Origin of the sequence: Pantoea sp. ICBG 1758 (assembly GCF_002928325.1) — a bacterium.
Classification (GTDB): domain Bacteria; phylum Pseudomonadota; class Gammaproteobacteria; order Enterobacterales; family Enterobacteriaceae; genus Pantoea; species Pantoea eucrina.
Window position 1 is genome coordinate 1 of the sequence record NZ_POWL01000011.1, and the last position, 25,768, is coordinate 25,768.

The 25,768-nt window shown below is 55.3% G+C and carries 21 protein-coding genes, 1 pseudogene and 1 riboswitch; of the genes and pseudogenes, 6 read left to right on the top strand and 16 right to left on the bottom strand.

The genetic code is table 11. The features are described 5' to 3' along the window. Positions 1-461: 461 nt before the first annotated feature. Both purH and purD read left to right on the top strand, forming a co-directional pair. The gene (gene purH, locus C1Y41_RS19355; RefSeq protein ID WP_104086159.1) at positions 462-2,051 is read left to right on the top strand and encodes a bifunctional phosphoribosylaminoimidazolecarboxamide formyltransferase/IMP cyclohydrolase; all 1,590 of its coding nucleotides are present in this window, start codon (positions 462-464) and stop codon (positions 2,049-2,051) included. A 17-nt stretch (positions 2,052-2,068) separates the two neighbouring features. Beyond that, the gene (gene purD / locus C1Y41_RS19360) at positions 2,069-3,346 is read left to right on the top strand and encodes a phosphoribosylamine--glycine ligase (RefSeq protein ID WP_104086160.1); all 1,278 of its coding nucleotides are present in this window, start codon (positions 2,069-2,071) and stop codon (positions 3,344-3,346) included. A 34-nt stretch (positions 3,347-3,380) separates the two neighbouring features. Here purD and C1Y41_RS19365 read toward each other — a convergent pair whose 3' ends face one another. The 6 genes from C1Y41_RS19365 to nudC form a co-directional block, all read right to left on the bottom strand. After that, positions 3,381-4,049 (bottom strand): DUF1481 domain-containing protein, encoded by a 669-nt coding sequence (locus C1Y41_RS19365; protein WP_104086161.1) that lies wholly within the window; start codon positions 4,047-4,049, stop codon positions 3,381-3,383. A 68-nt stretch (positions 4,050-4,117) separates the two neighbouring features. Further along, the gene (hupA, locus tag C1Y41_RS19370; RefSeq protein ID WP_006121511.1) at positions 4,118-4,390 is read right to left on the bottom strand and encodes a nucleoid-associated protein HU-alpha; all 273 of its coding nucleotides are present in this window, start codon (positions 4,388-4,390) and stop codon (positions 4,118-4,120) included. 188 nt (positions 4,391-4,578) lie between these two features. After that, a complete protein-coding gene (locus C1Y41_RS19375; protein ID WP_039381849.1) occupies positions 4,579-5,169 on the bottom strand; it encodes a YjaG family protein in 591 nt (196 codons plus the stop codon). 62 nt (positions 5,170-5,231) lie between these two features. Beyond that, entirely contained in the window at positions 5,232-5,900 is a 669-nt protein-coding gene (nfi, locus tag C1Y41_RS19380) for a deoxyribonuclease V (RefSeq protein WP_104086162.1), read from the bottom strand. A 2-nt stretch (positions 5,901-5,902) separates the two neighbouring features. Continuing rightward, positions 5,903-6,970 carry a uroporphyrinogen decarboxylase gene (hemE, locus tag C1Y41_RS19385; protein WP_104086163.1) on the bottom strand — a complete coding sequence of 356 codons (1,068 nt, stop codon included), beginning with the start codon at positions 6,968-6,970 and terminating at the stop codon, positions 5,903-5,905. Between the two features lie 39 nt (positions 6,971-7,009). Continuing rightward, positions 7,010-7,783 (bottom strand): NAD(+) diphosphatase, encoded by a 774-nt coding sequence (gene nudC, locus C1Y41_RS19390; protein ID WP_094112098.1) that lies wholly within the window; start codon positions 7,781-7,783, stop codon positions 7,010-7,012. A gap of 86 nt (positions 7,784-7,869) precedes the next feature. On the opposite strand from nudC, the gene rsd reads away from it, so the two are divergent. The 3 genes from rsd (at position 7,870) to thiE (ending at position 11,222) form a co-directional block, all read left to right on the top strand. Further along, positions 7,870-8,376: a sigma D regulator gene (gene rsd, locus C1Y41_RS19395; RefSeq protein WP_094112097.1), complete on the top strand. Its 507-nt coding sequence runs from the start codon at positions 7,870-7,872 to the stop codon at positions 8,374-8,376. A gap of 78 nt (positions 8,377-8,454) precedes the next feature. Beyond that, positions 8,455-8,555: riboswitch (TPP riboswitch) on the top strand. A gap of 91 nt (positions 8,556-8,646) precedes the next feature. Beyond that, positions 8,647-10,581, top strand: coding sequence for a phosphomethylpyrimidine synthase ThiC (thiC, locus tag C1Y41_RS19400; protein ID WP_039381840.1), 1,935 nt, complete (start codon positions 8,647-8,649; stop codon positions 10,579-10,581). Then, entirely contained in the window at positions 10,578-11,222 is a 645-nt protein-coding gene (gene thiE, locus C1Y41_RS19405) for a thiamine phosphate synthase (protein WP_104086164.1), read from the top strand. Before thiC ends, thiE begins: the two co-directional genes overlap by 4 nt. Positions 11,223-11,383: 161 nt before the next feature. Here the strand turns inward: thiE and C1Y41_RS19410 are convergent, their stop codons facing one another. Further along, positions 11,384-12,841 carry a PLP-dependent aminotransferase family protein gene (locus C1Y41_RS19410; RefSeq protein ID WP_094112094.1) on the bottom strand — a complete coding sequence of 486 codons (1,458 nt, stop codon included), beginning with the start codon at positions 12,839-12,841 and terminating at the stop codon, positions 11,384-11,386. Positions 12,842-13,017: 176 nt separating this feature from the next. On the opposite strand from C1Y41_RS19410, the gene C1Y41_RS19415 reads away from it, so the two are divergent. After that, positions 13,018-13,206, top strand: a complete 189-nt coding sequence (locus C1Y41_RS19415; protein WP_104086165.1) for a DUF1127 domain-containing protein — start codon at positions 13,018-13,020, stop codon at positions 13,204-13,206. 60 nt (positions 13,207-13,266) lie between these two features. On the opposite strand, the gene rpoC is transcribed toward C1Y41_RS19415, so the two are convergent. From rpoC to tuf, 9 genes and pseudogenes are all read right to left on the bottom strand, one after another. Beyond that, positions 13,267-17,490 carry a DNA-directed RNA polymerase subunit beta' gene (gene rpoC / locus C1Y41_RS19420; RefSeq protein WP_104086166.1) on the bottom strand — a complete coding sequence of 1,408 codons (4,224 nt, stop codon included), beginning with the start codon at positions 17,488-17,490 and terminating at the stop codon, positions 13,267-13,269. A gap of 78 nt (positions 17,491-17,568) precedes the next feature. Continuing rightward, positions 17,569-21,597, bottom strand: coding sequence for a DNA-directed RNA polymerase subunit beta (rpoB, locus tag C1Y41_RS19425; RefSeq protein ID WP_039381834.1), 4,029 nt, complete (start codon positions 21,595-21,597; stop codon positions 17,569-17,571). Between the two features lie 326 nt (positions 21,598-21,923). Next, on the bottom strand, positions 21,924-22,286 hold the full coding sequence (rplL, locus tag C1Y41_RS19430; RefSeq protein WP_009092660.1) for a 50S ribosomal protein L7/L12: 363 nt from the start codon (positions 22,284-22,286) through the stop codon (positions 21,924-21,926). A 66-nt stretch (positions 22,287-22,352) separates the two neighbouring features. Beyond that, positions 22,353-22,850: a 50S ribosomal protein L10 gene (gene rplJ / locus C1Y41_RS19435; protein WP_039381830.1), complete on the bottom strand. Its 498-nt coding sequence runs from the start codon at positions 22,848-22,850 to the stop codon at positions 22,353-22,355. A gap of 350 nt (positions 22,851-23,200) precedes the next feature. Next, on the bottom strand, positions 23,201-23,905 hold the full coding sequence (rplA, locus tag C1Y41_RS19440; protein ID WP_039381829.1) for a 50S ribosomal protein L1: 705 nt from the start codon (positions 23,903-23,905) through the stop codon (positions 23,201-23,203). A gap of 3 nt (positions 23,906-23,908) precedes the next feature. Beyond that, the gene (gene rplK, locus C1Y41_RS19445; RefSeq protein ID WP_013507401.1) at positions 23,909-24,337 is read right to left on the bottom strand and encodes a 50S ribosomal protein L11; all 429 of its coding nucleotides are present in this window, start codon (positions 24,335-24,337) and stop codon (positions 23,909-23,911) included. Positions 24,338-24,483: 146 nt separating this feature from the next. Next, positions 24,484-25,029 carry a transcription termination/antitermination protein NusG gene (gene nusG / locus C1Y41_RS19450; RefSeq protein ID WP_039381825.1) on the bottom strand — a complete coding sequence of 182 codons (546 nt, stop codon included), beginning with the start codon at positions 25,027-25,029 and terminating at the stop codon, positions 24,484-24,486. Between the two features lies 1 nt (position 25,030). Then, the gene (gene secE / locus C1Y41_RS19455; RefSeq protein ID WP_039381824.1) at positions 25,031-25,414 is read right to left on the bottom strand and encodes a preprotein translocase subunit SecE; all 384 of its coding nucleotides are present in this window, start codon (positions 25,412-25,414) and stop codon (positions 25,031-25,033) included. Between the two features lie 230 nt (positions 25,415-25,644). After that, positions 25,645-25,768 (bottom strand): annotated as a pseudogene (gene tuf, locus C1Y41_RS19465) (elongation factor Tu); the annotation flags it as partial.

A 25,768-nucleotide genomic window follows, 5' to 3' on the forward strand; every position in this document is an offset into this window, starting at 1 on the left:
GCAGCCAGCGCCTTAAGCGTCTGCTGCGAGGTGGCGTATATTACGCTTTCCTCCTCCGGAGTCAACCACTTTTTTCAGCGTTTTCTCCGGCGGAAGTTCTTACCGAATCTTCCTGTCGACGCCGTTTCCGTAAGCCGGTGTGCCGTGTCGATGGAGGCGCATTATAGGGAGTTCTTCCGGGCTGACAAGCGTTAAATTCACGAAAAATGACTGTTCGCTGCATTCCTCAGCAAAAGGGGGGCTTTATACCCTGTTACACACAAAGTTATCCACAAAACAGCAGCCAGACAAATTTAAGCGAGCATCGCGCAAACGTTTTCGCTACAATGCCCGGCGACGTCAGGGATGCCCCTTTTGGGGCGTTACATGAGGCAAACGCGCTATCTTCTCTGATAAGGTGCGCTTTCGGCCTGATGTAACGCTCTTATTTACGCGAAACAAAGCCAAGGGATAAAACCACCATGCAACAACGTCGTCCTGTACGCCGCGCTCTGCTCAGTGTCTCTGATAAAGCCGGTATCCTCGAATTTGCTCATGCTCTCTCACAACGGGGCGTCGAGCTGCTCTCCACAGGTGGCACTGCACGTTTGCTGGCAGATGCAGGCCTGCCCGTCATCGAAGTGTCTGACTACACCGGTTTCCCGGAAATGATGGATGGACGCGTTAAGACTCTGCATCCCAAAGTACATGGCGGCATCCTTGGTCGTCGCGGTACCGATGACGCGATTATGGCAGAACACGCTATCAATCCGATTGATATGGTGGTGGTTAACCTCTATCCCTTTGCGCAGACCGTGGCTAAGCCTGACTGCTCGCTGGAAGATGCAGTCGAAAATATCGATATCGGCGGGCCAACCATGGTGCGCTCAGCGGCTAAGAATCATAAAGATGTGGCGATTGTGGTTAAGAGCAGCGACTACACCAGCATCATTGCAGAGATGGATGCCAGTGATAATGCGCTGACGCCGGAGACGCGTTTTGATCTGGCAATTAAAGCGTTTGAGCACACCGCCGCTTACGACAGCATGATTGCAAACTACTTTGGCACGCTGGTTCCTGCTTATCATGGCGAAACCCGCGCACCCGCCGGTCGCTTCCCGCGCACCCTGAATCTCAACTTCATTAAGAAGCAGGATATGCGTTATGGCGAGAACAGCCATCAGGATGCCGCCTTCTATATAGAAGAAGAGATTGCAGAAGCCTCGGTAGCCACTGCGCAGCAGCTGCAGGGCAAGGCACTCTCTTACAATAATATTGCAGATACCGATGCCGCACTGGAGTGCGTAAAAGCGTTCGACGAACCTGCCTGTGTGATCGTCAAACACGCCAACCCGTGTGGCGTAGCGGTGGGGGCATCTATCCTTGATGCTTACGAACGCGCTTATCAGACTGACCCGACCTCTGCTTTTGGCGGCATTATCGCGTTTAACCGCGAGCTGGATGAGGCGACTGCACAGGCGATTATCAGCCGTCAGTTTGTTGAAGTAATTATTGCACCTTCTGCCAGTGACGCGGCGCTGCAGGTGACGGCAGCAAAACAGAACGTGCGCGTGCTGATCTGCGGTCAATGGCAGCAGCCGGTTGCCAGCCTGGACTTCAAACGGGTCAACGGTGGTCTGCTGGTACAGGATCGCGACCTCGGGATGATCACCGCCGACCAGCTTCGCGTGGTCACGCAGCGTCAGCCAACTGAGCAGGAGCTGCGTGACGCACTGTTCTGCTGGAAAGTCGCCAAGTTTGTTAAATCCAATGCCATTGTTTACGCCCGCGACAACATGACCATCGGTATAGGCGCCGGTCAGATGAGCCGCGTTTATTCGGCCAAAATTGCCGGTATTAAGGCGAGCGATGAGGGGCTGGAGGTCACAGGCTCAGCAATGGCGTCCGATGCCTTCTTCCCGTTCCGTGATGGTATCGATGCTGCTGCCGCTGCCGGCGTCAGCTGTGTCATCCAGCCCGGTGGTTCTATCCGCGATGAAGAGGTGATTGCTGCTGCAGATGAACACGGCATCGCGATGATCTTTACCGATATGCGCCATTTCCGCCATTAACAGCTGGAGCAGCAATAATGAAAATTTTAGTAATTGGTAATGGCGGACGCGAGCACGCGCTGGCGTGGAAAGCGTCACAGTCACCGCTGGCTGAAACCGTGTTTGTTGCACCGGGTAACGCAGGCACCGCGCTGGAGCCGGCCCTGCAGAATGTGGCCATCAGCGCGACTGATATCCCTGCCCTGCTCGCGTTTGCGCAGCAGGAGCAGATCGACCTGACGATCGTCGGTCCGGAAGCACCGCTGGTAATTGGCGTGGTCGATGCCTTCCGCGCCGCCGGGCTGAAGATCTTTGGTCCGACGCAGGCGGCCGCACAGCTGGAAGGCTCGAAAGCCTTTACCAAGGATTTTCTGGCGCGCCAGCAGATCCCGACCGCTGAATATCAGAACTTTACCGAGGTGGAACCCGCGCTGGCTTACCTGCGCGAGAAAGGTGCGCCCATTGTTATCAAAGCCGATGGTCTGGCTGCAGGTAAAGGCGTAATTGTCGCGATGACGCTGGCCGAAGCGGAAGCGGCAGTTCAGGATATGCTGGCGGGTAATGCGTTTGGCGATGCCGGCCATCGTATCGTGATTGAAGAGTTTCTTGACGGCGAAGAAGCCAGCTTTATTGTCATGGTGGATGGCGACCACGTGCTGCCGATGGCAACCAGCCAGGATCATAAACGCGCTGGCGATGGCGACACCGGACCCAACACCGGCGGCATGGGAGCCTATTCACCGGCTCCGGTGGTGACTGATGAGATCCACCAGCGCGTGATGGACCAGATCATCTGGCCAACCGTGAACGGTATGAAAGCGGAAGGCAATACCTATACCGGTTTCCTGTATGCCGGACTGATGATCGACAAAGCGGGTCAGCCAAAGGTCATTGAATTTAACTGCCGCTTTGGCGATCCGGAGACGCAGCCCATTATGCTGCGGCTGAACTCCGATCTGGTGGCTCTCTGCCTGGCAGCGGTCGATGGCACCCTGGATACGCAGAGCTCAGAGTGGGATCCGCGCCCTGCACTGGGTGTCGTGCTGGCTGCAGGCGGCTATCCGGGCAGCTACCGTACCGGCGATCAGATCCACGGTCTGCCGCTTGAAGCCGTGCCGGAAGGTAAAGTGTTCCATGCCGGCACCACGCTGCAGGACGATCGGGTTGTCACCAGCGGCGGCCGCGTGCTGTGCGTTACCGCACTGGGTGAAGATGTCGCCGCCGCGCAGCGCAACGCCTACGCGCTGGCAGAGACTATCTCCTGGGACGGCTGCTTCTGCCGTCGCGACATCGGCTATCGCGCCATCAATCGCTGATAGTCGCGGGGCACCCTGCTGTGCCCCGTCTTCTTTAGCCGCTCAGATCGCTCTCTGTCGGCTGCCAGCTGCACTCATCCTCTGCGGTAACGCGCAATATCTGGATCCCCTCCGGCGCTTCGAGCCATGACACCATCAGCGGCTGAGACCCCTGCTGCTGCTGCGTCAGGCGCCTCAGCGTTTCACTGTCGAACGCGACATTTTGCAGGTTACCCGCACAGTCGCGTACCCGATTGCCGCCCAGCCAGTGTCCCTGCTGCAATAATACCCGGCCGCTCAGCAGCGCATTGCTCTGGGCCAGCATACGCTGTGCGTCAAAGCGATAGAGCGCGACGGCATTATCACTCAGCGCTTCACGCCGTCCTGCCAGCTGCCGCTGCATAAAATTGAGGTTGCCCTGGTGATCAAAACGCAGCGTGACGTCATCGGGCTGCTCGCCGGTAAGATGGCGTTCCACGCTCAGCAGCGTCTCGTGTTGCCAGATATAGTCTGTTGTTTCGCGCATGGGCGTGCTGAAAGGGTTATAAACGGTACGCAGGTGGATAAGATCGTGGTCGCTGTTTTTACGCCAGATGCGGACCGCGCCGCGATCGGCGAGGTAGCCGCTGGCGGTAAATGCCGGGAGATCAGGCGTGGCGCTGCAGCCGGAAAGCAGGACAGCACAGAGCAGGATACGGATGCGCCGGAAAAGCGTATTCGGCATAGCAGGCTCCGGTAACAAAAAGGGGCGAAATCGCCCCTCTTCTAAAGCTAAACCGCAAGGCGGAAAACTTACTTAACTGCGTCTTTCAGTGCTTTACCAGAAACGAAAGCTGGTACGTTTGCTGCAGCGATTTTGATCTCTTTGCCAGTCTGTGGGTTACGACCGGTACGCTCAGCGCGGTGGTTCACTTTAAAAGTACCAAAACCAACCAGTTGTACAGCATCACCTTCTTTCAGAGACTCAGTGATCGCAGCCAGGGTAGATTCCAGCGCAGCTTTAGCCTGGGTTTTAGACAGGTCCGCTTTTTCTGCGATCACATCAATCAGTTGAGTCTTGTTCATAAGTTATCCTTAAAGTGTATTTATCGCTTGCTAAGCAACGAGTGCGAGGGAAAAGCCATATTCTGGCACTCTTCAGCCTGCACGCACCGATAGCCACAATTTTCAGCCCCCCAAATGTAGACCAGACAGGGGGCTAATGTGAAGCCTCCAGGCGCGCTAATTCAGGCCTGGAGTCACGTTTTATCGCCTTACTGCTGAAAATTTATACCGATGTTACTGATTCCGGCTTCGCGCAGGTCAGAACGCAGTCCTTTGATCAGCTCAAGGTCGCGCTCTTCGCACTCAGCGAGCAGGCGAAAAATCTCCCACTGCATATCCCATTCATCAATCACCGCCTGGTTTTCACGCAGCTCTTCGTCGCTCATTTCGCGTCCTGCCTGCGTCATTTCCAGAATAGCCACGGTGGTGATAGATGTACGACTCACCTCAATCGCGTGCTCCAGCGTTTCACCGCTCAGCATCGCGTGCAGCACTTCGCTCAGTGCTACGCAGGCATCGATAGCCGGATGAACACCGTAAACATCGAAATCATCGCCAGCCGGGATCGCCTCTTCCAGTTTCTCCAGCTGACTGTCGAAATTGATTTTGGCATCTTTCACCGTCAGGCTTTCCCATACCAGGTCAAGAATACGGCGATAGAGCTGAGGATCGGCAAATCCGGTCTGTTCGCAGAAGGCCCAGTAATTAGGGAACATCCGCTCGCATAAACAGGCCATGAAGGTCATATGCTGCCAGCTTTCCAGCTTCGCCAGACGCAAATGCACGGGGTTCTGTAACATCAAACTTACTCTCAATAGGTTAGCTGGCGGCAGTGTACCGCAAAAGGCGCAGACAAACAGCGTCAGCGCGCATTTTGCCACTTCACAAATGCAGGCCGCCCTGAGGCGACCGCATCTGCCCAGCGCGTAGGCTCCGGCAAACGGTAGCCGCCCATGCAGGCCTCAACCCAGTGCAGCGCGCTGTCCAGGCTGACACGGTGTCCGGTAGAGATAAACAGCGGGTTACAGCGCGCTTTGCTGCGCCACACCCAGGCAAGCTGCTCACCTTTATCCATCAGCGGCTGCCGGCTACCGGGTGCGGCGTCCAGATCGGCAAAGCGTCCACACAGCCGCTTTTTGGCTACGCCGATAGTGGGAATATCCAGCATCGAACCAAAATGTGCCGCCACGCCGAGGCGCCTGGGGTGCGAGATGCCGTGCCCGTCCACAAACAGCAGGTCGGGCTGCTGCGTCAGCTGCTGCCAGGCCGCCTGCAGCGCAGGGATTTCCCGAAACGAGAGAAAGCCCGGAATATAGGGCATGGTGGTAGGAATGCGCGCAATGCGATGCTCCACCAGCGTAAGTGAGGGGTACTCCAGGATGACGATAGCAGCGCGCGTTACCTCGCCGCCCTGCTCAAATCCGACATCAGCGCCGCCGATAAAGCACGGCGGCAGAACGTCAAAATCGTCCTGCCGCACCACGTTAGCAGCCAGCGCCAGCTGTTCCTGACGTAATGCGGCTAAATCCATGCTTATTCCTGATGGTATTGACGTGAAAGACGATGCACCGCCTCAACGAACACACCTGCGTGCTCTGGCGGCACATCCTGATGGATACCGTGCCCGAGGTTAAATACGTGTCCTTCACCCTGGCCAAACCCGGCAAGAATGGTGGCCACCTCCTCTTCAATACGGGCAGGCGGCGCATAAAGCATAGACGGGTCCATGTTACCCTGCAGCGCAACCTGGTGACCCACGCGGCGACGCGCCTCGGCCATATCCATGGTCCAGTCCAGCCCCAGCGCATCACAGCCGGTGGCAGCCATCGCCTCCAGCCACTGTCCACCGCCTTTGGTAAAGAGCGTGACCGGGACGCGCCGGCCTTCATTCTCACGCACCAGACCTTCCACAATTTTATGCATGTAGTTCAGCGAAAAATCGCGGTAGTCGCGTCCGGTCAGCACGCCACCCCAGGTATCGAAGATCATAACCGACTGCGCACCCGCTTTGATCTGCGCATTAAGGTAGAGGATCACGCTGTCCGCCAGCTTATCCAGCAGCGTGTGCAGCGTGTGCGGTTCGGCATACATCATCTTTTTGATTTTGGTAAATGCCTTGCTGCTGCCGCCCTCAACCATATAGGTGGCCAGCGTCCACGGGCTGCCGGAAAAGCCAATCAGCGGGACGGCCCCCCTGAGATTGCGGCGGATGGTCCGTACCGCATTCATCACATAACCCAGCTCCTGCTCCGGATCGGGCACCGGCAGGTTATCAACATCGGCACGACAGGTAATCGGACGGGAGAAGCGCGGACCTTCGCCGGTTTCAAAATAGAGTCCCAGCCCCATTGCATCCGGGATGGTTAAAATATCGCTGAAGAGGATCGCTGCATCCAGCGGATAGCGGCGCAGCGGCTGCAGCGTCACTTCACACGCCAGCTCAGCATTTTTACACAGCGACATAAAATCACCGGCTTCAGCGCGCGTGGCTTTGTATTCCGGTAAATAGCGTCCGGCCTGACGCATCATCCAGACCGGGGTAATATCTACAGGCTGGCGCAGCAGGGCGCGCAGATAACGGTCGTTCTTCAGTTCACTCATAATGGGCTCTCTCATGCTAAGGGCGTCAGTGTAGCATTTTCATGCCACGCTGGCGCGACACAGCGCCACGGTGTCCTCAATCAGGCGCCGGGCCACGGTGCCTGGCGGCGGCAGCTGGGGCAGCGCATCAAAGCGATACCAGCCCGCATCCAGCAGCTCTTTTCCATCGTGCTGCAGCTCACCACCCTCATACTCCGCCATAAATGCCGTCATCAGCGAATGGGGAAATGGCCACGGCTGTGAGGTCACATAGCGCACGTTTTTTACCCGTACGTTACTCTCCTCCATGACCTCACGCGCCACTGCCTGCTCCAGCGTTTCGCCTACTTCAACGAAGCCGGCCAGCACCGTATAGATGCTGTTGCGATGGCGGGCGTGATTGGCCAGCAGGATCTCGTCGCCGCGGCGAATCGCCACAATGATGCAGGGCGCAATCTGCGGATAGTAACGTTCGCGGCAGTGGGTACAGAGGCAGGCAAACTCACGCGGGCTGATGCGCATTTCATGGCCGCAGTAGCCGCACCAGCGGTGGGAACGGTAAAATTCAGCCAGCTGCACCCCCCGGCCGGCGAGCTGAAACAGGCCGGTATCCTGATCGATAACCTGCCGGACCGAGCCCATATTTTCCGGGCGCGACGCCTGGATCAGCCAGACGTTTTCGCCCAGCCACTCACCGATAAGTATGCCGTGCTGGCCTGCAAGGCCAAAATCTGCCGCTAAGCCGTGCGGCAGCTCACCCTGCGGCAACCAAAGTTTCTGTTCAGAGCTGACAATCCACCAGCCAGCGTCTACGCTTGAGATCTCACGTTGCATCTTATTCGTTGTCCTTAGCGTCGCACGGCACGCTGAAAGTCTGATGTTAAGTGTAATGAACAACTATAACTCACCGGGAGCCTCATATGCTTACCCAGTTAGATAACCTGACCAGGCGTGTCGGTGGCGGTAATGAATTAGTCGATGCATGGTTACGTGCGCGTCGGCATTTGCTTGTCACTTATTATGAATTAATCGGCATTAAGCCTAATAAAGAGGCGCTGACGGCGCTGAATGAGCAGGCTCTGGATGACTTCTGCCACACGCTGGTGGACTATCTCTCAACCGGCCATTTCAGTATGTATGAGCGCATTATCAAAGATCTGCAGGGCGATAGCCCGCTGGTTGCTGCAGCGCATCTCTACCCGGCGCTTGAAAGCAATACCGATCGCATCATGCAGCTGTATGACAGTCATCTGCAGCAGGCGATTACCGATGAAAACTGCGTTGAGTTCCAGCGGGCGCTATCTGAAGTAGGCGAAACGCTGGCGTCACGCTTTTCTCTGGAAGATAAGCTGATTCAGATGGCGTGGGATAACCAGCTGGTTTCTCCGCCTGTTGCAAACGACAGCACTATTGCGCGTCCGGCCTGATCCTGCTGCAGTTGTAAAATCCTTGTTATTCCGTAAAAGCCCACTTATGCTGACCGGGCTTTTATTGTTTTAAACAGAAACACCTTGTCGGAGTGCCCCCCGGGGCTGAGACCGTTAATTCGGGATCCGCGGAACCTGATCAGGTTAGTACCTGCGAAGGGAACAAGAGTAGCTATTATCAGCGCGCGATTGGATTTTACCTGTCTGCAGGCGCTGTTACTCCTTCCGGACTCCGGACAAGCAACTTCCACTGACTTCAGGAATTTTGCTATGTCTGCTGCTAAACCTTCTCGTCGTGAACAGCGCGCGCAAGCGCAGGATTTTATCAACTCGCTGCAGGGCACTGCCTTTCCCAACTCACAGCGTATCTGGATCGCCGGCAGCCGCGCCGACATTCGCGTGCCGATGCGTGAAATCCAGCTCAGCCCCACCCATACCGGCGGCACCAAAGCGGACCCGCAGTACGAAATCAATGAGCCGGTTCCGGTCTATGACACCGCTGGCGCCTATGGCGATCCGCAGGCCACTATCGATGTGCATCAGGGACTGGCAAAGCTGCGCGCCGCGTGGATAGACGAGCGTGATGACAGTGAACCGGTTACGCAGCGCAGTTCCGCTTATACACAGCAGCGTCTGGCCGATGAGGGACTGGACCACCTGCGCTTTGAATCGCTGCCTTCTCCGCGCCGGGCAAAACCTGGCCGCTGCGTCACGCAGCTGTACTACGCCCGTCAGGGCATCGTGACGCCGGAGATGGAGTTTATTGCGATACGTGAAAATATGGGGCGCGAACGCATTCGTAGCGAAGTGCTGCTGCAGCAGCATCCGGGCGAAGCCTTTGGCGCGCACCTGCCGGCGAATATCACCGCAGAATTTGTGCGCGATGAAGTCGCCAGCGGGCGCGCCATTATTCCGTCAAATATCAACCACCCCGAATCGGAACCGATGATTATTGGCCGCAATTTTCTGGTGAAAATCAACGCCAATATCGGCAACTCTGCGGTCAGCTCCTCGATTGAAGAGGAGGTTGAAAAGCTGGTGTGGTCCACGCGCTGGGGTGCCGATACCGTGATGGACCTCTCCACAGGCCGCTACATTCATGAAACGCGCGAGTGGATCCTGCGCAACAGCCCGGTTCCCATTGGCACCGTCCCGATCTATCAGGCCCTGGAAAAGGTGAATGGCATCGCTGAAAACCTTAACTGGGAAATTTTCCGCGATACCCTGCTGGAGCAGGCGGAGCAAGGCGTCGACTACTTCACTATTCATGCCGGCGTGCTGCTGCGCTATGTGCCGATGACGGCCAGACGTCTGACCGGTATCGTGTCGCGCGGCGGCTCAATCATGGCGAAATGGTGTCTGTCACATCATCAGGAGAGTTTTCTCTATCAGCATTTCCGCGATATCTGTGAAATCTGCGCCGCTTATGACGTGGCCCTCTCGCTGGGCGATGGCCTGCGCCCGGGATCGATTCAGGATGCCAACGATGAGGCGCAGTTTGCAGAACTCAGAACGTTAGGCGAGCTGACCAAAATCGCCTGGGAGTATGACGTGCAGGTGATGATTGAAGGTCCGGGCCATATCCCGATGCAGATGATCCGGCGCAACATGACCGAGCAGCTCGACCACTGCCATGAAGCGCCCTTTTATACGCTTGGCCCGCTGACCACCGATATCGCACCGGGCTATGACCACTTCACCTCCGGTATTGGCGCGGCGATGATTGGCTGGTTTGGCTGCGCCATGCTCTGCTATGTAACGCCTAAAGAGCACCTCGGGCTGCCCAATAAAGAGGATGTCAAGCAGGGGCTTATTACCTACAAGATCGCCGCGCACGCCGCCGATCTGGCCAAAGGGCATCCGGGGGCGCAGATCCGCGATAACGCTATGTCCAAAGCGCGCTTTGAATTCCGCTGGGAAGATCAGTTTAACCTCGCGCTGGATCCGCATACTGCCCGCGCCTACCACGATGAGACGCTGCCGCAGGAATCGGGCAAAGTCGCGCACTTCTGTTCTATGTGCGGGCCGAAGTTCTGCTCAATGAAAATTACCCAGGAAGTGCGGGAGTTTGCGGCGCGCCAGCAGGCTGAGGCACAGCCGGTTGAAGTGGCTGAAGCGGGAATGGCAGAGATGTCTGAGACATTCCGCCGCCGCGGTGGTGAGCTCTATCATCCTGCTGATGCGATCGGTAAGGAGAAAGCATGACAACCGCGTTTGCTGCTACTGCCCCGCAGCTGGGGCTCTATCCGGTGGTTGACAGCGTCAGCTGGATCGAACGCCTGCTGGCCGCCGGGGTACGCACGATCCAGCTGCGCATCAAAGATCTGCCGGATCGGGACGCAGAAGATGCGGTGCGTGAAGCGATTGCGCTGGGCCGGCACTATCACGCACGGCTGTTCATTAATGATTACTGGCGTCTGGCCATTGCGCATCAGGCATACGGCGTACACCTGGGTCAGGAGGATCTGGAGGTGGCGGATCTGCAGGCGATTCAGCAGGCAGGCCTGCGGCTGGGCATCTCAACGCATGATGACGCAGAGCGGGAGCGCGCGGTGGCACTACGCCCCTCCTATATCGCACTGGGGCACATCTTCCCCACGCAAACCAAGCAGATGCCGTCTGCGCCACAGGGAGTGATCCGGCTACAGCAACACCTGCCGCATCTGCAGGGTATCCCTGCGGTCGCTATCGGCGGCATTTCACTGGCGCGCGTGCCTGAGGTGCTGGCGACCGGTGTCGGCAGCATTGCGGTTGTCAGCGCTATCACGCAGGCGACTGACTGGCGCGCGGCCACCGCTGAGCTGCTGCGGCTGGTTGGAAGCGGAACGCCGATCGCAGAGGCCTGAAAATTCGTGTAACCCGCGCAGAAATGGCGCAAGCCGGCCCGCAGGGGTAGCCAGCAGGCCTCGTCTGCGCGCCGGAAACCGTTACAGTACGTCTGCCCGCTGTGATTTGCAGCGGGCCAGGGCTGGTTCCCCTTCTCTCCCTCCAGCCCTGCCTTTCCGGTTTACTCCGCCAGCAGCTGCTCCGCCTGATGTCTGTCGCTACTGCACGCCTGCATGGCGCGCTCCACCGCCGTTCCCAGCCGCGCCAGCGCCTGCTCCGTCTGTTCATTCATGGGCAAGCCGTAATTGAGTCGCAGACAGTTACGGTATTTACCCGCAGCGGAAAACAGAGAACCCACGGCGACCTGCAGGCTGGCCTCGCGCAGCTCGGCATTAAGCCGCACCGCATCAAACGCCTCCGGCAGCTCAATCCACATCAGAAACCCACCCTGCGGGCGCGATACGCAGATGCCGCAGGGAAAGTAGTGCCGCACCCAGCAGCTGAACGTTTCATAGTTGCGCTGATACACCTGGCGCATACGGCGCAGGTGCGGGAGATAGTGGCCCTGGCGAATAAACTCCGCCACGGTGTGCTGCGGCAGCGTAGCCGTGGATCCGGTGCCGATATATTTCATATGCAGCACCCTGTCGCGATAGCGGCCCGGCGCCACCCAGCCCACCCGCAGCCCCGGTGCCAGCGTTTTTGAAAATGAGCTGCAGAGCAGCACGCGGCCATCCATGTCGAGCGATTTGAGCGTGACAGGACGCGGGTAGTCCCATGCCAGCTCGCCATAGACATCATCCTCTATGATGGCGGCATCAACCCGCTGCGCCAGCGCCAGCAGCGCCCGCTTGCGCGCTTCCGGCATAATAAAACCCAGCGGATTATTGCAGTTTGGCACCACCACTACGGCTTTGATTGGCCACTGCTCAAACGCCAGCTCCAGCGCCTCAAGACTGATCCCGGTGACTGAGTCGGTCGGGATTTCAATCACCCTGATCCCCAGTCCGCGCAATGTCTGCATCGTGCCATGAAACGCGGGCGACTCTACCGCAATGATGTCACCCGGCGCACAGACGGCGCGAATTGAAACCGACAGCGCCTCATGACAGCCGGTGGTGATCACAATATCCTCTGCCGTCAGCTGACAACCGCTGTCGATGGTCAGGCGCGCCACCTGCTCGCGCAGGGCGCTGACGCCGAGCAGACTGTCATAGTTGAGCAGTTCAGTCTGCTGTTTCTGCGCCAGCCGGCTCATGATTTTCCACAGCGGTTTCAGCGTGGGCTGCGTCAGATCGGGCATGCCGCTGCCCAGCTGCATCACGTCACCGCTGGTGCGGCTGCTGAGGAGTTCCAGCACGGAATCCCACTGCGTAACCTCTACCGGCCGCTGTACCGGGCGCGTCAGCGCAGGCACAGGCGGGGTCGCTTTATGCGTGGCAACAAAATAGCCGGATCGCGGCTGCGGTACGATCAGCTGCTTCTCTTCCAGCAGATGATACGCCTGCTGCACGGTGCTGATACTGACTCCATGCTCGCTACTCAGCGTGCGTACTGAGGGCAGGCGTTCACCGCTGCGATAAAGCCCCTGCTCAATCCGATCGGAGAGCAGGCAGGCCAGATGCTGATAGCGCGTCATTGTATGCTCCTGGTAACAAATCCATCTAAAAAAGCAGTACAGATCAGCGCTACTTTTAGCATTCAGATAGAGCAAAACGCAATCTGTATGGTTAATAAACCCTGAATTTGGGTCTGTATGGTTTTGACAGAAAAACGGACAATGCTGCTCAGATACCCCTGTTAAGGAGCGAGAGAATGGAATTTGATCAGAATCGTGCTGCAAAACCTTTCAGCGTAACGCTGCCAGACATGATCCGTGCGGCGCTGCGGATGCTGAAGCAGTGGCGTGCCCGACGCGCGACGCGTCAGGTACTGGCTCAGCTCAGCGACAACCAGCTGCGCGATATTGGCCTGACGCGCCACGAGGTAAAATGTAAGCGCTGAGCCTCAGGCAAAAAAAAACCCTGCCGGAGCAGGGTTTTTTATCATCGGTGCAGCAGACGATTACTCGTCGTTGTTGCCACCCAGACCAGCGTTTAGCAGCTCAGCCAGGCTTGCAGAGGCTTCATCCGCAGTAACCTGCGGTGTAACCGGCGCTTCACCCGCCTGACGGCGACGCATACGATCCTGATGGTAAGCATAACCGGTACCAGCCGGGATCAGACGACCCACGATAACGTTCTCTTTCAGGCCGCGCAGTTCATCGCGCTTGCCTGCTACTGCGGCTTCGGTCAGGACACGCGTGGTCTCCTGGAACGAGGCTGCAGAGATGAACGACTCGGTTGCCAGAGACGCTTTGGTAATACCCAGCAGATCGCGCGCATAGGTTGCGCCGATTTTGCCAGCGGTCTCCAGATCGCGGTTGGAGATCTTGATGCGGGAGACTTCTGCCTGCTCGCCTTCAAGGAACTCCGAGCTACCTGCGCTCATGATGGTCGCTTTACGCAGCATCTGACGTACGATGACTTCGATGTGCTTATCGTTAATCTTAACGCCCTGCAGGCGGTAAACTTCCTGCACTTCGTTAGTGATATAACGCGTTACCGCATGAACGCCACGCAGACGCAGGATGTCGTGTGGTGATTCCGGGCCGTCAGATACGACGTCACCGCGTTCCACGCGCTCACCTTCGAATACGTTAAGCTGACGCCACTTCGGAATCATCTCTTCGTACGGATCGCTGCCATCAACCGGTGTGATCACCAGACGACGCTTGCCTTTGGTCTCTTTACCGAAGGAGATAATACCGCTGATCTCCGCCAGAATAGCTGGCTCTTTCGGACGACGCGCTTCGAACAGATCCGCAACGCGCGGCAGACCACCGGTGATGTCCTTGGTACCGCCAGATTCCTGCGGAACACGCGCCAGGGTATCACCCGAGCTGATCTTCACGCCATCTTCCAGCTGCACAATCGCTTTACCTGGCAGGAAGTACTGAGCCGGCATGTCGGTGCCCGGGATCAGAACGTCGTTGCCGTTAGCATCAACGATTTTCAGCGCCGGACGCAGATCTTTACCGCCAGCAGTACGCTCTGCGGAATCCAGTACCACCAGCGATGACAGACCGGTAAGGTCGTCAGTCTGACGGGTAATGGTCTGACCGTCGATCATGTCGGTGAAGCGGATGAAACCACCCACTTCGGTGATTACCGGCATGGTGTGCGGATCCCAGTTTGCTACGGTTTCGCCCGCCGCAACCTGCTCACCATCACCTTTCGCCATCACCGCACCGTAAGGCACTTTATAGCTCTCTTTGGTACGACCGAACTCGTCGATCATCTTCAGCTCAACGTTACGTGAAACGATAACCAGCTTCCCGGAGGAGTTGGTTACTGACTTCGCGTTGGTCAGCTTGATAGTACCTTTGTTCTTCACCTGAATGCTGGATTCAGCAGCCGCACGCGATGCCGCACCACCGATGTGGAACGTACGCATTGTCAGCTGAGTACCCGGCTCACCGATGGACTGTGCTGCGATAACGCCGATGGCCTCACCTTTGTTGATGATGTGACCACGAGCCAGATCGCGACCGTAGCAGTGTGCACACACACCGAAGTCGGTTTCACAGCTTACTACTGAACGCACTTTGATAACGTCAACGGAGTTCTCTTCCACCACGTCACACCAGTGCTCATCGATCAGCGTATTACGCGGGATCAGGATGTCAGCAGTGCCTGGCTTCAGAACGTCTTCAGCCGTTACACGACCCAGTACGCGCTCACGCAGCGGCTCTTTAACGTCGCCACCTTCGATAACCGGCGTCATCATGATGCCTTCGAACGTGCCACAGTCATCTTCGGTAACAACCAGATCCTGCGCCACGTCAACCAGACGACGGGTCAGATAACCGGAGTTTGCCGTTTTCAGTGCGGTATCGGCCAGACCTTTACGCGCACCGTGCGTCGAGATGAAGTACTGCAGTACGTTCAGGCCTTCACGGAAGTTTGCCGTGATAGGCGTCTCGATGATGGAGCCATCTGGCTTCGCCATCAGACCACGCATACCTGCCAGCTGACGAATCTGTGCTGCAGAACCACGCGCACCGGAGTCGGCCATCATGTAGATGCTGTTGAACGAGACCTGCTGCTCTTCTTCGCCGTTACGGTTGATAACGGTTTCCGTCTGCAGGTTATCCATCATCGCTTTAGAGACGCGTTCGTTGGCAGCGGCCCAGATATCGATGACTTTGTTATAACGTTCACCCGCCGTAACCAGACCAGACTGGAACTGCTCCTGAATTTCAGCCACTTCAGCTTCAGCTTCAGCGATGATTTCCGCTTTCTTCGCCGGAATAACCATATCGTCGATACCGACTGATGCACCTGAACGGGCTGCATAGGCGAAACCGGTGTACATGGTCTGGTCAGCAAAGATAACGGTCGGCTTCAGGCCCAGAATGCGGTAACAGGTGTTCAGCATTTTGGAGATCGCTTTCTTACCCAGCGCCTGGTTGACGATGGAGTAAGGCAGACCTTTCGGTACGATCATCCACAGGATCGCACGGCCAATGGTCGTGTCGATCAGGCTGGTTTTCGCAACGAGCTCTTCCTGTTCGTTTTTCGCATATTCTGTAATACGCACTTTAACGCGGGCGTGCAGCTCAGCCAGGCCAGCGCGATAAACACGCTCAGCTTCTTTCGGGCCGGTCAGCACCATGCCTTCGCCTTTGGCGTTTACTTTGTCGCGGGTCATATAGTACAGACCCAGAACAACGTCCTGTGAAGGAACGATGATTGGCTCACCGTTCGCTGGCGACAGGATGTTGTTGGTCGACATCATCAGCGCACGCGCTTCCAGCTGAGCTTCCAGCGTCAGCGGTACGTGTACCGCCATCTGGTCACCATCGAAGTCGGCGTTATAGGCCGCACAGACCAGCGGGTGCAGCTGGATCGCTTTACCTTCGATCAGAACCGGTTCAAACGCCTGGATACCGAGACGGTGCAGCGTTGGCGCACGGTTCAGCAGTACCGGGTGTTCGCGGATCACTTCATCCAGGATATCCCAGACAACCGCTTCTTCGCGCTCAACCATTTTCTTGGCTGCTTTGATGGTGGTAGCAAGACCACGCAGTTCCAGCTTGCCGTAGATGAACGGTTTGAACAGCTCCAGTGCCATTTTCTTCGGCAGACCGCACTGATGCAGACGCAGGTATGGACCCACGGTGATAACCGAACGACCGGAGTAGTCAACGCGTTTACCCAGCAGGTTCTGACGGAAACGACCCTGCTTACCTTTGATCATGTCAGCCAGCGATTTCAGCGGACGCTTGTTAGAACCGGTGATGGCACGACCGCGACGGCCGTTATCCAGCAGGGCATCTACCGCTTCCTGCAGCATACGCTTTTCGTTGCGCACGATGATATCTGGCGCAGCCAGATCCAGCAGACGCTTCAGACGGTTGTTACGGTTGATCACGCGACGATAGAGATCGTTGAGATCTGACGTTGCGAAACGACCACCATCCAGCGGTACCAGCGGACGCAGATCTGGCGGCAGAACCGGCAGAACGGTCAGGATCATCCACTCTGGCTTGTTGCCAGACTGCACGAACGCTTCCAGCAGCTTGATACGCTTGGTCAGCTTTTTACGCTTGGTCTCAGAGTTAGTCTCGTTCAGCTCTTCGCGCAGCTGCTCGCACTCTTGCTCCAGATCCATATTTTTCAGCAGTGCCTGGATCGCTTCCGCACCCATCTTCGCGTCAAATTCGTCACCGAACTCTTCCAGCGCGTCAAGATACTGCTCTTCCGTCAGGATCTGACGTTTTTCCAGGTTGGTCATGCCGCCTTCGATAACCACATAGGATTCGAAGTAAAGTACGCGCTCAATGTCACGCAGTGGCATATCCAGCAGCAGGCCGATGCGGGACGGCAGCGACTTCAGGAACCAGATGTGTGCAGTAGGTGAAGCCAGCTCGATGTGACCCATACGCTCACGGCGTACTTTGGTCTGCGTCACTTCAACGCCGCACTTCTCGCAGATAACACCGCGATGCTTCAGGCGCTTGTACTTACCGCACAGGCACTCGTAGTCTTTAACCGGTCCGAAGATACGGGCACAGAAAAGACCGTCACGCTCTGGCTTGAAGGTACGGTAGTTAATGGTTTCCGGCTTTTTAACTTCACCAAAAGACCAGGAACGGATCATGTCTGGCGAAGCCAGAGCAATTTTGATCGCATCAAACTCTTCGGTTTTAGTTTGCGCTTTCAGAAACTTAAGTAAGTCTTTCACGGATTAGCTCCCGTCGGAGTGGAACTCTCAGGGACGCGCACCCGGAGTGCGCGTCCCATAACCAGTACTTGCGAGTGCTTACTCGTCTTCCAGCTCGATGTTGATACCCAGCGAGCGGATCTCTTTCAACAGTACGTTGAAGGATTCCGGCATGCCCGGTTCCATCTGATGGTTGCCATCGACGATGTTTTTATACATCTTCGTACGGCCGTTGACGTCATCAGACTTAACGGTAAGCATTTCCTGCAGGGTATACGCGGCACCGTATGCTTCCAGTGCCCACACTTCCATCTCACCGAAGCGCTGACCACCGAACTGCGCCTTACCACCCAGCGGCTGCTGAGTAACGAGGCTGTAGGAGCCGGTCGAACGGGCGTGCATCTTGTCATCAACCAGGTGGTTCAGTTTCAGCATGTACATGTAACCTACGGTTACCTGACGCTCAAACTGCTCACCGGTACGGCCATCAAACAGCGTAATCTGACCAGAAGAAGGCAGGCCGCCGAGCTGCAGCAGCTCTTTGATCTCGCTCTCTTTCGCACCGTCGAACACTGGCGTGGCGATTGGCATACCTTTTTTCAGGTTCTCTGCCAGACGCAGCACTTCATCGTCCGAGAAGGTGTTCAGATCAACTTTCTGACGCACGTCGGTGCCCAGATCGTAAGCACGCTGGATAAACTCACGCAGTTTGGCGACTTCTTCCTGCTTCTTCAGCATCGCATTGATCTTCTCACCAATGCCTTTCGCCGCCATACCCAGGTGGGTTTCCAGAATCTGACCGATGTTCATACGCGATGGTACGCCCAGCGGGTTCAGTACGATGTCAACCGGCGTGCCGTTTTCGTCATAAGGCATATCTTCGATCGGGTTGATCTTAGAGATAACACCTTTGTTACCGTGACGGCCTGCCATTTTGTCACCAGGCTGGATCTGACGTTTAACGGCCAGATAAACCTTAACGATCTTCAGCACGCCTGGTGCCAGATCGTCGCCCTGGGTGATTTTGCGACGCTTCGCTTCGAGTTTCTTCTCAAACTCGTGCTTCAGCTCATCATACTGTCCGGCCAGCTGCTCGAGAGTGTTCTGCTTCTCTTCGTCAGTCAGGCCCAGTTCCAGCCAGCGCTCGCGCGGCAGCTTGTCCAGCTTGTCCGCTTCAACGCCGCCCGCGATCAGCACAGCCTGGATACGGCTGAACAGACCCGCTTCAAGGATCTGCAGTTCTTCAGACAGGTCTTTCTTCGCCTGCTTCAGCTGCATCTCTTCGATTTCCAGCGCGCGCTTATCTTTTTCCACGCCATCGCGGGTAAAGACCTGCACATCGATAACGGTACCAGAGACGCCATTCGGTACGCGCAGCGACGAGTCTTTCACGTCGGACGCTTTTTCACCGAAGATAGCGCGCAGCAGTTTCTCTTCTGGCGTCAGCTGGGTTTCACCTTTAGGCGTTACCTTACCGACCAGAATGTCACCACCGGTTACTTCTGCACCGATATAGACGATACCGGATTCATCCAGCTTGGAGAGCGCAGCTTCGCCGACGTTCGGGATGTCAGCGGTGATCTCTTCCGGCCCCAGTTTGGTGTCACGGGACACGCAAGCCAGTTCCTGAATGTGGATCGTGGTGAAACGGTCTTCCTGAACCACACGCTCTGAGACGAGGATGGAGTCTTCGAAGTTGTAACCGTTCCATGGCATGAACGCCACGCGCATGTTCTGACCCAGCGCCAGCTCACCCAGATCGGTGGATGGACCATCTGCCAGCACGTCACCGCGCTCGATTGGCTCACCCAGAGAGACACACGGCATCTGGTTGATACAGGTGTTCTGGTTTGAACGGGTGTACTTGGTCAGGTTGTAGATGTCGATACCGGCTTCGCCTGCGTACATCTCTTCTTCGTTAACTTTGATAACGATACGGGATGCATCTACATACTGTACGGTACCACCACGTTTCGCGACGGCAGTTACACCGGAGTCAACCGCTACTGCACGTTCCATACCGGTACCTACCAGCGGCTTATCAGCGCGCAGAGTCGGGACCGCCTGACGTTGCATGTTCGCACCCATCAGGGCGCGGTTAGCATCATCGTGTTCCAGGAACGGGATCAGTGACGCACCGACAGAAACCACCTGCTGGGTGGAAACGTCCATGTAGTCAACCTGATCGCGGCTGAACAGGCTCGATTCACCTTTGCTACGGCAGGTGACGAGATCGTCAACAAAGCTACCATCATCAGCAAGGTTGGTGTTCGCCTGAGCGATAACGTAGTTACCCTCTTCAATCGCAGAGAGGTAATGAATTTCGTCACTCACTTTGCCATCAACAACGCGACGGTATGGTGTCTCAAGGAAACCATATTCGTTGGTCTGCGCGTAGACAGAGAGTGAGTTGATCAGGCCGATGTTCGGGCCTTCCGGCGTTTCGATTGGACATACGCGACCGTAGTGAGTCGGGTGTACGTCACGCACTTCAAAGCCAGCACGCTCACGGGTCAGACCGCCTGGGCCCAGAGCAGAAATACGACGCTTATGCGTAATTTCAGACAGCGGGTTGTTCTGGTCCATAAACTGAGACAGCTGGCTGGAACCAAAGAACTCTTTTACTGCGGCTGAAATCGGCTTGGCGTTAATCATGTCCTGCGGCATCAGCGTATCGAGATCGCCCAGTGACAGACGCTCTTTCACTGCACGCTCAACGCGAACCAGACCTACGCGGAACTGGTTCTCAGCCATCTCACCGACAGAACGGATACGACGGTTACCAAGGTGATCGATGTCATCCACTTCGCCGATACCGTTACGGATACCGATCAGCTTCTTCATCACCTCGATGATATCTTCTTTGCTCAGGATACCTGAACCTTCGATCTCATCACGCAGCAGAGAACGGTTGAACTTCATGCGGCCGACCGCAGAGAGATCGTAACGATCTTCAGAGAAGAACAGGTTCTCGAACAGGTTTTCCGCTGCTTCACGCGTTGGCGGCTCGCCCGGACGCATCATGCGGTAGATCTCAACCAGCGCGCTCAGGCGATCGTTGGTTGGGTCAACACGCAGGGTCTCGGAGATATAAGGGCCGTGATCCAGATCGTTGGTGAACAGGGTTTCGATGCGCTTGTGGCCCGACTGGCTCAGTTTTGCCAGCAGATCCAGTGACAGTTCCATGTTAGCCGGAACAATCAGCTCACCGGTGTTCAGATCGATGTAGTCTTTAGCAACGACTTTACCGGCGATATATTCAACCGGGACTTCGATATGCTGAACGCTATCTTTTTCCAGCTGGCGAATATGACGCGCAGTGATGCGACGACCTTTCTCAACGTAGACCGTGCCGTTGGCTTCGATATCGAAGGAAGCCGTTTCGCCACGCAGGCGCTCAGGCACCAGTTCCATCTGCAGCTTGTTGTCGCGGATTTCAAAGACCACTTTTTCGAAGAACAAATCGAGGATCTGCTCAGTGGTGTATTCCAGGGCGCGCAGGATGATACTGGCCGGCAGCTTACGACGACGGTCAATACGGACGAACAGGTTATCTTTTGGATCGAACTCGAAGTCGAGCCATGAACCACGGTAAGGGATGATACGTGCGTTATAAAGCACTTTACCGGAAGAGTGCGTTTTACCCTTATCGCTGTCAAAGAACACGCCAGGACTACGATGCAGCTGAGAAACGATAACACGCTCAGTACCATTGATAACAAAGGTACCGTTGTCAGTCATGAGTGGAATTTCACCCATGTAGACTTCTTGTTCTTTGATGTCTTTAACGGTGCCTTCCGGCGCTTCGCGCTCGTAGATCACCAGACGCAGTTTCACGCGCAGCGGTGCCGAATAGGTCACGCCACGGATCTGACATTCAGTTACGTCAAAGACCGGCTCACCCAGGCGATAGCTGACATACTGCAATTCAGAGTTGCCGCTGTAGCTCGCGATTGGGAACACGGAACGGAAGGCTGCTTCCAGACCGTATTGGCCTTCTGGATCTTGCTCGATGAACTTCTGAAACGAGTCAAGCTGGATAGAAAGGAGATAGGGAACATCCAGAACTTGTGGACGTTTACCAAAATCCTTACGAATACGTTTTTTCTCGGTATAGGAGTAAACCATAGGGTTCCTCAGCTAGCTGACAAGTCGACCCACGCTGTCCGTCCTGACGGGACAGTTATGCAACACTATTTTTGTTTTTCATGCGATGCGTGGCACCCCATGCAATACATCTTTCTATCACTCTTAAATCATTTCATCGCTATTGTGCCGGCAGGGAACCTTCACAGGAGAGCGGTATATTAAGGCGTCGATAGAAAAAGATATTGAAGAGAAACAATGGATAAACAGTGCGAAACGCCATCGTTCCCCTGTAGCGCAAAAAGGCTGGTGACCAAAAAGTCACCAGCCATCAGCCCGATTACTCAGACTGCAACCCTAAGGTTGTCTTACTTAACTTCAACTTCAGCGCCAGCTTCTTTCAGAGCAGCTTCAAGTGCAGCTGCGTCATCTTTGCTGATGCCTTCTTTGATCACGCCAGTCGCTTCAACCAGATCTTTGGCTTCTTTCAGGCCCAGACCAGTTGCAGTACGTACTGCTTTGATTACTGCTACTTTGTTCGCGCCAACTGCTTTCAGCACAACGTCGAACTCAGTTTTCTCTTCAACAGCTTCAGCCGGGCCAGCAGCTACAGCTACAGCAGCAGCAGCAGAAACGCCGAATTTTTCTTCCATAGCAGAAACCAGCTCAACTACTTCCATTACGGACATAGCTGCAACGGCTTCCAGGATTTGATCTTTAGTGATAGACATGTCGATTGTTCCTAAAATTCACAAAAAGTTTATACGTAAGCAGGTACGAAGGAAAAGAAAGAGGCCTTAAGCCGCTTCTTTTGCATCGCGTACAGCAGCCAGAGTGCGAACCAGTTTGCCAGCAGCGGCTTCTTTCATGGTCGACATCAGACGTGCCAGTGCTTCTTCGTAAGTCGGCAGAGTTGCCAGACGGTCAATATTGGCCGCCGTGATCAGCTCACCTTCAAAGGCTGCAGCTTTGACCTCAAATTTTGCATTCGCTTTCGCGAACTCTTTGAACAGACGAGCAGCAGCGCCCGGGTGTTCCATAGAGTATGCAATCAGGGTCGGACCAACAAACGTGTCTTTCAGGCACTCGAAAGGAGTACCTTCAACGACGCGGCGCAGCAGGGTGTTGCGAACAACACGCATGTAAACGCCAGCTTCACGACCTGCTTTACGCAGTTCAGTCATTTTATCAACGGTAACGCCACGGGAATCCGCAACAACCGCTGAAAGCGCGCCTTTGGCTACTTCGCTAACTTCAGCAACAATCGCTTGTTTGCCTTGAAGATTTAATGCCATTAGCTTTGCTCCTGGATTTGACCGGGAAAAATTTCCCGGAACTCACTTCACCTGACTGCCCGAAAGCAGCAGGCGCTATTACACGGTGAGCAGAATCCAGTGAAGAAATAAATCTTTTTGGTTCTGTCACCGTCTACGCAGGATATTAAGCAGAGTTTCCGAAGAAAGTTCCGCTCCTGCGGTCTTGGACGGAGGCCAGGATTAGGCCTGGCTCCAACCTTAGCCACTGTATTTTAATGCGTTACCGCATTAAGCCGCAGCGGCTATGAATTTGGGTTCTGAGAACAGTGTTCATTCAGAACAACGGGCGTAAGATTCTAGATGAATTTTTCGCCCGTTTCAAGCAGCAATTAGTTTGCTACTGCGTTCAGACCAGCCTGGTCAACGGCAACGCCGGCGCCCATGGTGGTAGAGATGCTGACTTTCTTGATGTACACGCCTTTAGCCTGAGCAGGTTTTGCTTTTTTCAGCGCGACCAGCAGAGATTCCAGGTTTTCTTTCAGTTTGTCAGTATCGAAGTCCACTTTACCGATGGTAGTGTGGATGATGCCGTTTTTGTCGTTACGATAACGAACCTGACCCGCTTTAGCGTTCTTAACCGCTTCAGCAACGTTTGGCGTTACAGTACCAACTTTCGGGTTTGGCATCAGACCACGTGGGCCCAGAACCTGGCCCAGCTGGCCAACAACGCGCATTGCATCCGGAGATGCGATAACGACGTCAAAGTTCATTTCGCCTTTTTTGATCTGATCGGCCAGATCTTCCATACCTACCAGCTCAGCGCCAGCTGCTTTAGCAGCTTCAGCGTTTGCGCCCTGGGTAAAGACAGCAACACGTACTGAACGACCAGTACCGTGTGGCAGAACGGTTGCACCGCGTACGTTCTGATCAGATTTACGTGCATCGATGCCGAGGTTAACAGCAACGTCTACGCTTTCTGTGAATTTGGCAGTAGCCAGTTCTTTCAGCAGAGCAACAGCTTCGTTGATGTCGTACTGTTTAGTTGCATCAACTTTGTCACGGATCACGCGCATGCGCTTGGTCAGCTTAGCCATTTCTTAATCCTCCACTACCAGGCCCATGGAACGAGCAGTACCTTCGATAGAGCGAGTCATCGCTTCTACGTCAGCACCAGTCATGTCCGCAGCTTTGGTTTCTGCGATTTCACGTACCTGAGCACGAGTTACTTTACCGACTTTGTCTTTGTTCGGCTTACCAGAACCAGACTTGATGCCCGCTGCTTTTTTCAGCAGTACGGCAGCCGGAGGCGTTTTGGTAACGAAGGTGAAAGAACGGTCGCTATATACAGTGATAACAACTGGAGTAGGCAGGCCTTTCTCCAGAGATTCTGTTTTGGCGTTAAACGCTTTACAGAATTCCATGATGTTAACACCCTGCTGACCCAGAGCCGGACCAACCGGTGGGCTCGGGTTAGCCATACCAGCTGCAACCTGCAGCTTAACGTAGGCTTGTACTTTCTTGGCCATGATAATTCCTCTATTGGGTATAGCGCCTGAAAACAGGCTCCCCGTGGTAACGATTTACCCGCCGTTGCCAGCGTGTAAAAACAAAAGGCGCGAAATTATAGGTAAATTTCGCGCCTTCTGCAAGAGTCAAAAAGTGAACAAAAGGGTTAACCTTTCTCCACCTGAGCAAAATCAAGTTCAACCGGTGTTGCACGACCAAAGATAGAAACCGACACTTTCAGGCGGCTCTTCTCATAGTCAACTTCTTCGACCACGCCGTTGAAGTCAGCAAACGGACCGTCGTTGACGCGTACCATCTCGCCTGGCTCAAACAGCGTTTTCGGACGCGGCTTATCACCTACCTGCTGCAGGCGGTTCATAATCGCATCAACTTCTTTGTCACTGATTGGTGCAGGACGGTCAGATGTACCGCCAATGAAGCCCATTACACGCGGTACACTGCGCACCAGGTGCCAGCTGGCGTCATTCATCACCATCTGTACCAGGACGTAGCCAGGGAAGAATTTGCGCTCGCTTTTACGACGCTGACCGCCACGGATTTCAACGACTTCTTCAGTCGGCACCATGACGTCACCAAACAGTTCTTCCATGTTGTGCAGTTTGATATGCTCTTGCAGCGATTTCGCTACGCGGGCTTCAAAACCGGAGAACGCCTGAACGACGTACCAGCGTTTTTTTGGAGCTTCAGACATCTCAGAACCTCAGGCCAGTAATAAACGATACCAGACGGACCAGAATACCATCCAGCCCCCACAAAATCAGTGACATCACGGCCGTAACCGCGGCAACGATTAGCGTGGTATGTAAGGTTTCCTGACGGGTTGGCCAGATAACCTTGCGCATTTCGGTTCTTGCTTCACGAGCAAAAGCCACGGTTGCTTTACCTTTGATAGTCAGTAAAGCGATGCCACCCGCAGCAGCAATCAGCACTACTACAGCCAGCGCACGTAAGGGCAGCGTAATATCGCGATAGAGATAGTTACCCACAATGGCAACCAGCAGTAACGCAATCACAGCTACCCACTTTATCGCTTCCAGGCCGCGCCCGCTCCCTTGAGCTTCGGTATTCGCACTCATAAACCAACCTGCCACAATAATTCAGAAACTATTCTGCCCCGCGTATAGGCGAGGCATCCAAACCGAATGAGCTGTTGGGCATAACTCGGTCTCCAGCGCTGTAAAACAGAGCCTGTCTCAGCAATGATTATGATTGAAAATCACTGATGAGCCAGGTTCTAAGTGACAGCGTGCAAAAAGGGCATCAAATGATGCCCTTTTCATGCGCATTGCGTCAAATACTATCGCAATTAAGCGATAACAGAAGCAACAACGCCCGCGCCAACGGTACGGCCGCCTTCGCGGATTGCGAAGCGCAGACCCTGGTCCATCGCGATTGGGTGGATCAGGGTAACAACCATCTTGATGTTGTCG

Bases quoted from the DNA above. Each gene is read 5' to 3' on its own strand.
- rsd (WP_094112097.1), top strand. From the start codon at position 7,870: ATGCTTACCCAGTTAGATAACCTGACCAGGCGTGTCGGTGGCGGTAAT.
- thiC (WP_039381840.1), top strand. From the start codon at position 8,647: ATGTCTGCTGCTAAACCTTCTCGTCGTGAACAGCGCGCGCAAGCGCAG.
- rplK (WP_013507401.1), bottom strand. From the start codon at position 24,337: ATGGCCAAGAAAGTACAAGCCTACGTTAAGCTGCAGGTTGCAGCTGGT.
- nudC (WP_094112098.1), bottom strand. From the start codon at position 7,783: ATGCAACGTGAGATCTCAAGCGTAGACGCTGGCTGGTGGATTGTCAGC.
- purD (WP_104086160.1), top strand. From the start codon at position 2,069: ATGAAAATTTTAGTAATTGGTAATGGCGGACGCGAGCACGCGCTGGCG.
- C1Y41_RS19415 (WP_104086165.1), top strand. From the start codon at position 13,018: ATGGAATTTGATCAGAATCGTGCTGCAAAACCTTTCAGCGTAACGCTG.
- hemE (WP_104086163.1), bottom strand. From the start codon at position 6,970: ATGAGTGAACTGAAGAACGACCGTTATCTGCGCGCCCTGCTGCGCCAG.
- C1Y41_RS19410 (WP_094112094.1), bottom strand. From the start codon at position 12,841: ATGACGCGCTATCAGCATCTGGCCTGCCTGCTCTCCGATCGGATTGAG.
- purH (WP_104086159.1), top strand. From the start codon at position 462: ATGCAACAACGTCGTCCTGTACGCCGCGCTCTGCTCAGTGTCTCTGAT.
- rpoB (WP_039381834.1), bottom strand. From the start codon at position 21,597: ATGGTTTACTCCTATACCGAGAAAAAACGTATTCGTAAGGATTTTGGT.
- C1Y41_RS19365 (WP_104086161.1), bottom strand. From the start codon at position 4,049: ATGCCGAATACGCTTTTCCGGCGCATCCGTATCCTGCTCTGTGCTGTC.
- rplL (WP_009092660.1), bottom strand. From the start codon at position 22,286: ATGTCTATCACTAAAGATCAAATCCTGGAAGCCGTTGCAGCTATGTCC.
- C1Y41_RS19375 (WP_039381849.1), bottom strand. From the start codon at position 5,169: ATGTTACAGAACCCCGTGCATTTGCGTCTGGCGAAGCTGGAAAGCTGG.
- hupA (WP_006121511.1), bottom strand. From the start codon at position 4,390: ATGAACAAGACTCAACTGATTGATGTGATCGCAGAAAAAGCGGACCTG.
- rplA (WP_039381829.1), bottom strand. From the start codon at position 23,905: ATGGCTAAGCTGACCAAGCGCATGCGCGTGATCCGTGACAAAGTTGAT.
- thiE (WP_104086164.1), top strand. From the start codon at position 10,578: ATGACAACCGCGTTTGCTGCTACTGCCCCGCAGCTGGGGCTCTATCCG.
- nfi (WP_104086162.1), bottom strand. From the start codon at position 5,900: ATGGATTTAGCCGCATTACGTCAGGAACAGCTGGCGCTGGCTGCTAAC.
- rplJ (WP_039381830.1), bottom strand. From the start codon at position 22,850: ATGGCATTAAATCTTCAAGGCAAACAAGCGATTGTTGCTGAAGTTAGC.
- secE (WP_039381824.1), bottom strand. From the start codon at position 25,414: ATGAGTGCGAATACCGAAGCTCAAGGGAGCGGGCGCGGCCTGGAAGCG.
- nusG (WP_039381825.1), bottom strand. From the start codon at position 25,029: ATGTCTGAAGCTCCAAAAAAACGCTGGTACGTCGTTCAGGCGTTCTCC.